The organism is Blastococcus sp. URHD0036 (assembly GCF_000701365.1).
GTDB lineage: Bacteria > Actinomycetota > Actinomycetes > Mycobacteriales > Geodermatophilaceae > Trujillonella.
In genome coordinates this window covers 47,112-56,720 of the sequence record NZ_JNIK01000007.1, presented here as the reverse complement: position 1 = coordinate 56,720, position 9,609 = coordinate 47,112, and the positions used below count along the sequence as shown (strand labels likewise).

Sequence of the window (9,609 nt, the reverse complement as noted above, 5' to 3'; positions counted from 1 at the left end):
GAACGCGGAGATGCCGTTGGCCCGCTTCTCCGGGTCGGTGACGGCCATGACCGTGTACCACTCGGAGATCCCCGAGTTGGTGATCCAGGCCTTGGTGCCGTTGAGCACCCAGCTGTCGCCCTCGCGCCGGGCGCGGGTCCTCATCGCGGCGGCGTCGGAGCCGGCCTCCCGCTCGGAGAGCCCGTAGCTGATCATCGCCCGGCCCTCGGCGATCGACGGCAGCACCCGCTGCTTCAGGTCCTCCGACGCCGACAGCAGGATCGGCATCGAGCCGAGCTTGTTCACCGCCGGGATGAGCGAGGCGCTGACGTCGACCCGCGCGACCTCCTCGATCACGATGCAGGTCGCGATCGCGTCGGCACCCTCACCGCCGTAGGCCTCGGGGATGTGCGTGGCGTGGAAGCCCGCCGAGGTCAGCGCCTTCTGCGCCTCGATCGGATAGCGGGACTCCGCGTCCACCTCGGCCGCGAACGGCTTGATCTCCCGCTCGGCGATGTCGCGGACCGCGGCCCGGATCGCGTCGTGCTCACCCGTGAGGCTATAGGGGGCAGCGGTCGTGCCGGCCATGGTGGGTCTCCCGTCAGGGCAGGGCCGGCACCCGAGGCGCCGACAGCATCAGCTTTGTATCCTGGATACTACTGCGCACACCGTGTCGAACATCTGGCCCGGGAGTGAAAGCGGTGTCGGGCTCGCGGTGACGCGAAAGCGGTGCCGAGGGCGGGCCGGTGAGGGCTCCGCCACCCGAGGCGAGGAGGCGGCATGGGGAACTCGGAGTACGTGACACTGCAGGTCGAGGACATGGTCGGCACCATCCGTCTCGACCGGCCGAAGATGAATGCGATCGACGAGCAGCTGCATCTCGAGGTGCGTGCGGCTGCGGAGGACGCAGCCGCTCGACCCGACGTCCGCGCCGTGGTCCTGTACGGCGGTGAGCGGGCGTTCGCCGCCGGTGCCGACATCAAGGCCATGTCTAAGCTGGACGCGGCAGGAATGGCGGAGTGGGGTCGTGAGCTGACCAAGTCGTTCAACGCCGTCCAGACGATCCCGAAGCCGGTGGTCGCCGCGGTGGCCGGCTACGCCCTGGGAGGCGGACTGGAACTGGCTCTGTGTGCGGACTTCCGCCTCTTTGCTGAGAGCGCGAAGGTCGGCCTGCCGGAGACCACACTGGGCGTGATCCCAGGTGCCGGAGGCACTCAGCGGCTCGCCCGGTTGGTGGGCCCGGCGAAGGCCAAAGAGCTCGTCTTCACGGGCCGGCACATCGGTGCCGACGAGGCCATGGGCATCGGCCTGGCGGGTGGAGTCGTCCCGGATGGCGAGGTCTACGCAGCGTCCGTGGCGATGGCCCGGGGGCTGGCAGCGGGCGCGCCGCTGGCTCTGGCGGCGGCGAAGCGCGCCATCGACGAGGGCCTGGATCTGCCGCTCGCGAAGGGCCTGGCGCTCGAGACCCAGCTGTTCGCCGGTCTCTTCGACACCGAGGATCAGCGGACGGGCATGCGCTCGTTCCTTGAGCACGGGCCGGGCCGGGCGGTCTTCAGTGGCCGCTGAGCGTCGCCGCCAGGAGGTCGGGAGGCGCGGCCGGGCGGACCTGGTGCCCGACGGGCTGGCGCCCGACGGCTAGTGTGTTGCGCGCCCGATCAGCTCCTCGACGGAGTGCAGCTGGGCGGGCGTTCGGACGAACGGAAGGGTGGCGCTAGGTGACTTCGAGCAACCGGCGTAGGTCGTCGACGCCCCCATCGGACGCGCCCGACAGTCGCGAGCGGATCCTGGTCGCGGCGGCATCGGAGTTCCGCCAGAAGGGTTTGGCAGGGGCGCGTGTCGACGAGATCGCCCGCATCGCCGGCTGCAACAAGAACCTTATCTACTACTACTTCAACGACAAGTCGGGCCTGTATGCCGAATCGCTCAAGCGGATGATCGAGCAGTCCCACGCCCGGATGGACGCGCTGGAGGAGGGGTCGAGAGACCTCCTGGACTGGCTGCGCCGCCAGGCGGGTATCGGCAGTGACATTGAGGCCGACTGGCGACGGCTCTGGCTCTGGGAAGCGCTCGACGGCACGCCCGGCAGCATCACGCTCCGCGACGAGCGGACGGCGTCGTTCCGGCTGTACCAGGAGCGGATCGAGGAGGCGCAGGCGAGTGGTCGCGTTCGAGCGGACCTCGCCCCGGCGATGATCGCGGTCTCACTCCTCGCCATGGCCAACTTCCCTCAGATGTTCCCGCAGGTGGTCGAGCTCATCACCGGGAACCGGCCGGACGATCCGCGCTTCCAGGAGATGCAGGACGACTTCTTCCTCCAGTTCGTTGCCTTCCTCACGCCTCCCGACAGCAACTGATCGGGACGCATCGTGATCGGCGGGCGAGCGACGATCCCTAGCGTCAGCACCCTGGCCTGGCTCAGCATCAACCACTTCGTCGAGCGGGCGTAGCGGACGCACCTGACGGATTGACACTGCCCCGTCGGGAGTTGTCGACGTGGCCAGGAACACGAGGCCGTCGACTCCCACCCGATCCGCAGGTCGCAGGCCGGAGCGGGCGCGAGGCCGCTGGCGACGGCGTGCCCGTTGAGGGCGGCGATGACCGGCGTCCCCTATCCGGAGGGGGAGCTCGAGGAGGTTGGGCACTGTGCCGCCCTTCGGGCGCACCTGCCGGGTCTGCCCGGCGTCCGCGGGGCCATCTCCTTGAGGTCGCCGCCGGCGCAGAACGTCGTCCCTGTGCCGGTCACGATGACGACCCAGACATCGGGGTCCGCCTTGGCCGCGGCGAGCGCGCCGGCCAGGTTCGTGACGGGCTCCGCGTTGAGGGAGTTGGCGCGCTCAGGACGGTTGAGCCGCAGGATGCGTACGCGGCCCTCGGAGGTCTCGACCAGCACCGGACCGCGGTCATGCTTCCCTGCTTCCCGTCGTAGGGCTGGAGTGGAGCAGGAACGGGTGCAGCCGCTGCTGCATCGCACGGCGCTCCGCGGTGAGCGCCGACTCGAAGGGGAATTCCTCGGGGTCGAGGAGCCACTGGTAGGCGCAGCCGCGCAGGCTGGTCAGAACGGACGCTGCGACCTCGTCGGCGTCGATGGTCGGCGCGAGCTCGCGGCTGTCGATGGCGTGGCGGATCTCAGCCAGTTACACGGGCCGGTTGGTGACCCGGGAGATCTCGCTGATCCACTTGCGGATGTGCCGCTTCGCGACAGTCTCGGCCTTCGCGGCGTCCCCGCCCTTGATGGACTCGAAGATCTGCCGGTGGTCGTCGTTGCCCGCGATGAGGAGAGACCGTAGGCAGTCTTCGTTGAAGGACTCGGACTCGTCGCCGCTCGTCCGGTTCATGTACCGCGGCAGGAACATCTGTGAGCTGAGGCGCACGATGTGCTGCAGTTCCTGCAGGCGTCGGTTCGGGTTGGCCCGCATGATCCCGAGGTGGAACTCGATGTGCGCCTGATCGTACGCGGCGATCTGGAGTCGCTCGGCGGACATGACCTCGCTCATGGTGGCGAGGGAGCGGATCAGGTGCGCCTCGACCTCGCTGCTTAACCCGGAGGTCGCGAGCAGTCGGGCGGCGAGCCCGTCGAGCGACTCTCGAATCTGGTAGAGGTCGATGATCTCCGCCGGTGTCATCTCGATGACTTCAACGGTCTGGTTCCCGTTGGTGACCCGCACCAGCCCGTCGCGCTCGAGGATGCGGAACGCCTCGCGTAGGGGTGTGCGGCTGACGCCGAACTGTTCGGACAACTGGATCTGCAGCAAAGGGAGACCGGGCGACAGCTCACCGCTTATGATCATGTCCCGTAGGCGATTTGTCACCTGGTCGACGAGGCGTACGCGCTGTAGCGGGTACAGGGCTGCGGGGTCCGCGGCCATGCCCTCACCTTCCCTTCGCCGACCTAGATTGCTTTTCACAGAGAGTATCGCAGTAGGTTGGATCCTGAACCCAGGACCAGTCGTTGGGGCACGGCCGAGTCGGCCCGGACGTCGGCCGGCTCCGGCGTCCGTCGGCACGGCGCTCCGGGTCGACCACGTGGACACGATGGTGACCACGGCGTCGAGCGCGCCGTGGACTATCCGGATGGACTCGCCGTGGCCAGGGCCCCGCGCGCCGAACATCATCGTGCCGACCGGTGGGTCCCAGGGGGCGGTACTGCATGAGGTCTCTCCTCATTTGAAGATAGAGGCTCGGATGGGCCGAGTCTCTGTGTCCAGGATATCGGATCCTGGACATCAGCCGGAACTCTCATTAGAGTTCGCCTCCAGTCAGTGAAGTCGACGTCCAGGAGCGGGTCATGGCGCGGGCAGCAATCGTCACCGGAGGTTCCAAGGGGATCGGTGCGGCGATCGCTGCTGACCTCGTACGGGGCGGGGCCTCGGTCCTGATCACGGCCCGCAAGGAGGGCCCGCTCGAGGAGCAGGCCGAGCAGCTGCGCGCGCTCGGCGGCGGCAAGGTCGAGGTCCTCGCCGGCAACGCGGGCGACCCGGAGGCCATCGGGGCGGCGGTTGATCTCGCCATGAGCAGGTTCGGCGCGGTCGACGTGCTGGTCAACAACGCCGCCACCACTCCGCGCACCGGGCCGATGATCGAGGTCGAGCTCCCACTGTTGGACAAGATCATCGATGTGAACCTGCGCGGGCCGCTGCTGTGGAGCCAGGCCGTGTGGCGCGCACACATGGGGGAGCACGGTGGGTCCATCCTCAACATCTCCTCCATCGGCGGGCAGGCCTGGACGGGGGACAACGGGCCCTACGCGATGACGAAGGCCGGTCTGGACTTCCTGACGCGGTTCCTCGCCGTCGAGCTGGCGCCCCGGGTGCGGGTCAACTCGATCGCCCCTGGGCTGGTCGCGACCGAGAAGGCCGAGGCGTTGTGGAATTCGCCGACCGTCCGCATCCCCCCGATGGCCCGGCTCGGCAGTCCGGAGGACATCGCCGCCGCAGCGCGCTACCTGTTGAGCGAAGACGCCGGCTGGGTCACCGGACAGGTGCTCAACGTGGACGGCGGTGCCACCGTCACCGACCTCGAGCGGTACCGCCGCCGGGCAAAGCCGGCGGCCTTCGGTTCGGCGCCGCTGTGACGGCCGCCGACACCGTCGACCCGCTCGCAGGCGGCACCAAGCGGGTGAATCACCGCCAGCGGCAGGCGGCCGCCACGCGGGAGACCGTGGCGCGGGCGGCGCTGGACCGCTTCGCGGAACAGGGCTATGCGCGTACGACCGTCGAGGACATCGCCCGCGCCGCAGGCGTCTCCGTCCAGACTGTCTACGCGATCTTCGGTTCCAAGCGCGAGATCCTCGTCGACCTGCGCAAGCTGTGGTTCAGCGAGGCCGACGTCACCCGGCTGGTGGACGAAGCGCTGCAGGAGCCCAACCCCAGGCGGCGCCTGCAGCTCACCGCAAAGTGGATCCGTCACCAGCACGAGGTCGGTTCGACCCTCTCGATGGTCATCGAGGAGGCGGTCCGGGCCGACCAGCGGGTCGCAGACACCTGGACGTCCCTCCGATCGGAGGCCGACGACCGGATCCATGCCGTGATCGCCGGGATTGGTGACGCCTTGGCCACGGGACTCGACGTCGACTCCGCGGTCGACGTGGTCTGGGCGCTCTCACGAACAGCCGTCTACCGGGAGTTCCTCGCACGCGGCTGGTCTCCCGACCGCTACGAACACTGGCTCGGACTGAGCCTGCACCAGCAACTACTGGGCACGCGGAGCATCCCCGCGGCCCGACCGGAGGAGTGAATCACCATGTGGGAATTCAGCACCGACGAGGCGTACGCGGAGAAGTTGCGCTGGGCCGATGAGTTCGTCCGCCGCGAGATCCTCCCCCTGGAGACGCTGGATCTCGACCGGCCCGAACTGCTGGCCCGCACGGCTCCGCTCAAGCAGCAGGTCAAGGACGCCGGGCTCTGGGCGTGCCACCTCGGCCCGGAACTTGGTGGAGCGGGATACGGCCAGGTGAAGCTGGGACTGCTGCATGAGGTCATCGGGATCACCCGCTTTGCTCCTCCGGTCTTCGGCAACCAGGCCCCCGACTCCGGGAACGCCGAGATCCTCGCGCTCTTCGGCACCGAGGAGCAGAAGGCGTCGTACCTGCGGCCCCTGCTGGACGGCGACATCTTCTCCGCGTTCTGCCTCACCGAGCCGGGCGCCGGGTCGGACCCCACGCGGATCACGACCACCGCGGTCCGTGACGGCGATGAGTGGGTGATCAACGGGGGCAAGTGGTTCGCGTCCAATGCCGCCTTCGCCGACGTCCTGCTCGTGGTCTGCAAGACCGATCCCGACGCACCCCGCCATCAGCAGTTCTCCACGTTGCTCGTGGCGGGCGGCACGCCGGGGCTGCGGATCGTGGGGGAGAGCGACCTCATGGGGGCCGAGGGCACGCACGCGCAGATCGCGTTCGAGGACTGCCGGGTCCCTGCCGCGGCCCTGCTGGGTGAGCAGGGCCGCGCCTTCGAGATGTCCCAGCGCCGGCTGGGGCCTGGCCGCATCCACCACGTCATGCGCTGGCTGGGTGTGTGCCGGCGTGCCTTCGACATGATGTGCGAGCGGGCCGTCAGCCGCGAGGTCTCCGGCGGCCTGCTGGCCGACAAGCAGACCGTGCAGAACTGGATCGCCGATTCCTACGCCGAGATCCAGGGCCTGCGGCTGATGACCCTGCACGCCGCCTGGGTGATCGACCAGAAGGGCGTGCCCGAGGCTCGGACGGAGATCGCGGCGATCAAGTACCACGGGGCGAAGGTCCTGATGGATGTGCTCGACCGGGCGATCCAGGTCCACGGCGCGCTGGGCGTCTCCTCGGACATGCCGCTCGAGTACCTGTACCGCCGGGCTCGCGCGTCCAGGATCTACGACGGCCCTGACGAGGTGCACCGCGTCACCGTGGCCCGCCGGGTGCTACGGGGGTACACGCCGGTGACCGGTATGTGGCCGAGCGAGCACGTCCCCACCCGTCGGGCCGCGGCTCTCGCCGCGCTCGGGAGCCAGGACGTCGCCGCGGCCGAGAGCGCTTCGCTCAGATGAACATCGAAGAGGGGCAGGTGGCCGTGGTCACCGGAGCCGCCAGCGGAATCGGCCTGGCCCTCTCGCGAGCGCTGGGCCGGCTCGGAGTCATCGTCGTGATGGCGGACGTCGAAGCGGGCACGCTGATCGCGGCGGCGAAGACGCTCGACGGGGAAGGGATCCGGACGCGCCCCGTAGTCACCGATGTGTCGTCGTGGCCGTCGGTCCAGCACCTGGCGGAGGTCGTCACCATGGAGGTGGGACCGGTCGACCTGCTCTGCAACAACGCCGGCGTGGTCGGCCCGTGGGCGCCGACGTGGGAACAGGATCTCGCCAATTGGCGGTGGGTCCTCGGCGTCAACCTCGACGGGGTCGTCCACGGGCTGCGGGCGTTCTTGCCGCGCATGGTTGCCCGCGGTGCCGGGCAAGTCGTGAACGTCGCCTCCCGCGGCGGCGTGACGCCGCTCCCGGGGAACGCGGTCTACGCCGCCAGCAAGCATGCCGTGGTCGGCCTCACCGAGAGCTTGCGCGAGGAGCTGGGCCGGATCGGGTCCGCGGTCGGCGTGACTCTGGTCCTGCCCGGACTGGTGGCCACCAACATCAGCGAATCCGACCGAAACCGGCCCAAGGGACTCCGGGTGGCGGCGCCACCTGCGAGCGACGGCTGGCGCCCATCGAGGGGATCGCCCAGCATCGACGCGAACGCCGTGGCGCGATCCATCCTCGAGGCCGTCCAGAACGACCTACCGGTCATCGCGCCCGCCGCCGACGTTATGGGGACCCCCGCCGGAGGCGCGCGGTGACCGGGCCGTCCCGGGCGCTCACCGACGACGAACTGACCGCGGCGCTGGTACCGGTCGAGCGACTCCAGGCCTACCTCGCCGACGTCGTGGCCATCGACGAGCCGCCCACCGTCAAGCGGATCACCATCGGGCACTCCAACGAGATGTTCCGGGTGTCGAGCGGCTCGTCGTCGTGGATGCTCCGGCGCCCCCCGCGCGTGACGTCGGGCAGGCCACCGGTCGGGTTCGAGCGCGAGTACCGGGTCATCAGCGCCCTGCGCGACAGCGACGTCCCCCACGCCCGGGTGGTCGCCTACTGCACGGATGAGGCCGTCATCGGCGCGCCGTTCCTCCTCCAGGAGTGGGTGCACGGCTTCGCGCCCCGGCTGCCCCTCCCGGAGCCCTTCACCGATGACGCGGCGGCCCAGCGGGAGCTGACCGGCGCACTGGTCGACGGCCTCGCGGCGCTCGGTCGCTTCGATTGGCGCGCCGCCGGCCTCGGGGACCTGGGGCGGCCCGACGGGTTCCTCGAGCGTCAGGCCGACCGGTGGCTTGCCCAATTGGATCGGTATAGGACGCGAGAGCTTCCACACGTGGGCGAAATCGCCGAGTGGTTGCGCACGCACGTGCCGACGGGTTCCAGGCCCGGGCTCATGCACGGGGACTACACCTGGTCCAACGTCATGTGCGCGCACGGTCGGCCGGGTCGTTTGGCGGCCATCGTCGACTGGGAGCTCGCCACGATCGGTGACCCGCTGCTCGACCTCGGGTGGCTGATCGGGCTGTGGCAGGAGCCCGGAGAGCCGGCCGAAGGGCGCGACCCCAGCACGTTGTTCTGCAGCCTGCCTGGCCAGTTCACCCGCCGCGAGCTGATCGAGCGATACGCGAAGGGCACGGACCGACCGCTGGAGGACGTCGACTACTACCAGGTCCTCGCCCTGTTCAAGGTGTCCTGCCTCGTCGAGGGCAGCTGGGCGCGGTACGCGCGCGGGCAGAGTGACGACCCAGGACACGCAAGCTTCGAGCACCGCGTGCCGACCCTTCTAAACCGGGCTGCGCGGATCGCGGGGCTGGTGTGACCGCCCCGGAGGTCCGGCCGCTTCCCGCGGACTCGGTGGGCCTCCTCGAGGGGCTGACGACCACCCGTGCCATCCGGCGCTACACGGGTGACCTCATGCCGCCCGAGGTCTTGCGCGACATCCTCTTCGCAGCTACCCGGGCAGCCAGTGGATCAAATCGACAGCCGTTCCGGTTCATCGTGCTCATCGACGGCCCCAGGGCGGTCGCCGCTCGGCGTCTGCTCGGCGAGAGGGCCCGCGAGATTTGGGCGGGCAAGGGGCAGCGGGAGGGCTACCGCTCAGATGCGGAGCCCCGGTCCGCCAAGGCACGGATGGCCCGGACGATGGCCGAGTACGTCGGGGGCTTCGAGTCCGTTCCGGTCGTCGTCCTGACGTGCCTGGTTCGGTACCGCGAACCGGCTCCGATGGAAGGCGCTTCCGTCTACCCGGCCTGCCAGAACCTCCTGCTCGCCGCCCGCGCACTGGGCTACGGCGGCGTCATGACCGGCTTCCATCGCGGGATCGAACCTCAGTTGAGCGAGCTGCTCAGTGTGCCGGCGGAGGCGTTCATCGCTGCAACGATCACCCTGGGGCGCCCCCAAGGGGGTCACGGCCCCGTTCGCCGCCGCCCTCTCGCCGAACTGGTCTTCGAGGACACGTGGGGTTCCGCACCGGAGTGGGCGCTGGATCCGCCCGGGACCGCATACACGGCCGCGGGCCCACCCGCCCGGCCTTCAGCAACAGCCGGCTGATCCCGCAATCCGCTCCTCCCATGCCGGTCCGGTCGAGCCCAG

General features: G+C 69.6%; 12 protein-coding genes. 8 read left to right on the top strand and 4 right to left on the bottom strand.

The annotated features are described in order from the left end of the window. Positions 1-567: acyl-CoA dehydrogenase family protein (locus N555_RS0106890; RefSeq protein WP_034509200.1), on the bottom strand; the 567-nt coding region annotated here is incomplete at its 3' end. A gap of 192 nt (positions 568-759) precedes the next feature. Between N555_RS0106890 and N555_RS0106885 the strand changes: the two genes are divergently transcribed. Beyond that, positions 760-1,545 carry an enoyl-CoA hydratase/isomerase family protein gene (locus tag N555_RS0106885; RefSeq protein ID WP_029430759.1) on the top strand — a complete coding sequence of 262 codons (786 nt, stop codon included), beginning with the start codon at positions 760-762 and terminating at the stop codon, positions 1,543-1,545. A 149-nt stretch (positions 1,546-1,694) separates the two neighbouring features. After that, positions 1,695-2,333: a TetR/AcrR family transcriptional regulator gene (locus tag N555_RS28935; RefSeq protein WP_051683820.1), complete on the top strand. Its 639-nt coding sequence runs from the start codon at positions 1,695-1,697 to the stop codon at positions 2,331-2,333. A gap of 254 nt (positions 2,334-2,587) precedes the next feature. Here the strand turns inward: N555_RS28935 and N555_RS29255 are convergent, their stop codons facing one another. From N555_RS29255 to N555_RS0106870, 3 genes are read right to left on the bottom strand one after another with little or no spacing between them, the layout of a single operon-like run. Then, positions 2,588-2,869, bottom strand: a complete 282-nt coding sequence (locus tag N555_RS29255; protein WP_051683819.1) for an enoyl-CoA hydratase-related protein — start codon at positions 2,867-2,869, stop codon at positions 2,588-2,590. 10 nt (positions 2,870-2,879) lie between these two features. Then, complete coding sequence (locus tag N555_RS29250) at positions 2,880-3,104, bottom strand: hypothetical protein (RefSeq protein ID WP_369794012.1); 225 nt, start codon at positions 3,102-3,104, stop codon at positions 2,880-2,882. A 9-nt stretch (positions 3,105-3,113) separates the two neighbouring features. Then, the gene (locus N555_RS0106870; protein ID WP_029430757.1) at positions 3,114-3,845 is read right to left on the bottom strand and encodes a GntR family transcriptional regulator; all 732 of its coding nucleotides are present in this window, start codon (positions 3,843-3,845) and stop codon (positions 3,114-3,116) included. A gap of 419 nt (positions 3,846-4,264) precedes the next feature. Here N555_RS0106870 and N555_RS0106865 point away from each other — a divergent pair, with 419 nt between their 5' ends. Genes N555_RS0106865 through N555_RS0106840 form a run of 6 tightly spaced genes read left to right on the top strand, consistent with a single transcriptional unit; the run spans position 4,265 to position 9,567 of the window. Beyond that, on the top strand, positions 4,265-5,050 hold the full coding sequence (locus N555_RS0106865; protein WP_051683818.1) for an SDR family oxidoreductase: 786 nt from the start codon (positions 4,265-4,267) through the stop codon (positions 5,048-5,050). Continuing rightward, positions 5,047-5,712, top strand: coding sequence for a TetR/AcrR family transcriptional regulator (locus N555_RS0106860; protein ID WP_029430755.1), 666 nt, complete (start codon positions 5,047-5,049; stop codon positions 5,710-5,712). The genes N555_RS0106865 and N555_RS0106860 overlap by 4 nt, the downstream gene beginning before the upstream one ends. A gap of 6 nt (positions 5,713-5,718) precedes the next feature. Continuing rightward, positions 5,719-6,996 carry an acyl-CoA dehydrogenase family protein gene (locus tag N555_RS0106855; protein WP_029430754.1) on the top strand — a complete coding sequence of 426 codons (1,278 nt, stop codon included), beginning with the start codon at positions 5,719-5,721 and terminating at the stop codon, positions 6,994-6,996. Next, positions 6,993-7,778 (top strand): SDR family NAD(P)-dependent oxidoreductase, encoded by a 786-nt coding sequence (locus N555_RS0106850; RefSeq protein ID WP_029430753.1) that lies wholly within the window; start codon positions 6,993-6,995, stop codon positions 7,776-7,778. The genes N555_RS0106855 and N555_RS0106850 overlap by 4 nt, the downstream gene beginning before the upstream one ends. Next, the gene (locus tag N555_RS0106845; RefSeq protein WP_029430752.1) at positions 7,775-8,836 is read left to right on the top strand and encodes a phosphotransferase family protein; all 1,062 of its coding nucleotides are present in this window, start codon (positions 7,775-7,777) and stop codon (positions 8,834-8,836) included. Before N555_RS0106850 ends, N555_RS0106845 begins: the two co-directional genes overlap by 4 nt. Beyond that, the gene (locus tag N555_RS0106840; protein ID WP_029430751.1) at positions 8,833-9,567 is read left to right on the top strand and encodes a nitroreductase family protein; all 735 of its coding nucleotides are present in this window, start codon (positions 8,833-8,835) and stop codon (positions 9,565-9,567) included. The genes N555_RS0106845 and N555_RS0106840 overlap by 4 nt, the downstream gene beginning before the upstream one ends. Positions 9,568-9,609: the final 42 nt, after the last annotated feature.

Coding starts and splice junctions, on each gene's coding strand:
- N555_RS0106870 (WP_029430757.1), bottom strand. CDS start 3,845: ATGGCCGCGGACCCCGCAGCCCTGTACCCGCTACAGCGCGTACGCCTC.
- N555_RS0106855 (WP_029430754.1), top strand. CDS start 5,719: ATGTGGGAATTCAGCACCGACGAGGCGTACGCGGAGAAGTTGCGCTGG.
- N555_RS0106865 (WP_051683818.1), top strand. CDS start 4,265: ATGGCGCGGGCAGCAATCGTCACCGGAGGTTCCAAGGGGATCGGTGCG.
- N555_RS0106850 (WP_029430753.1), top strand. CDS start 6,993: ATGAACATCGAAGAGGGGCAGGTGGCCGTGGTCACCGGAGCCGCCAGC.
- N555_RS0106885 (WP_029430759.1), top strand. CDS start 760: ATGGGGAACTCGGAGTACGTGACACTGCAGGTCGAGGACATGGTCGGC.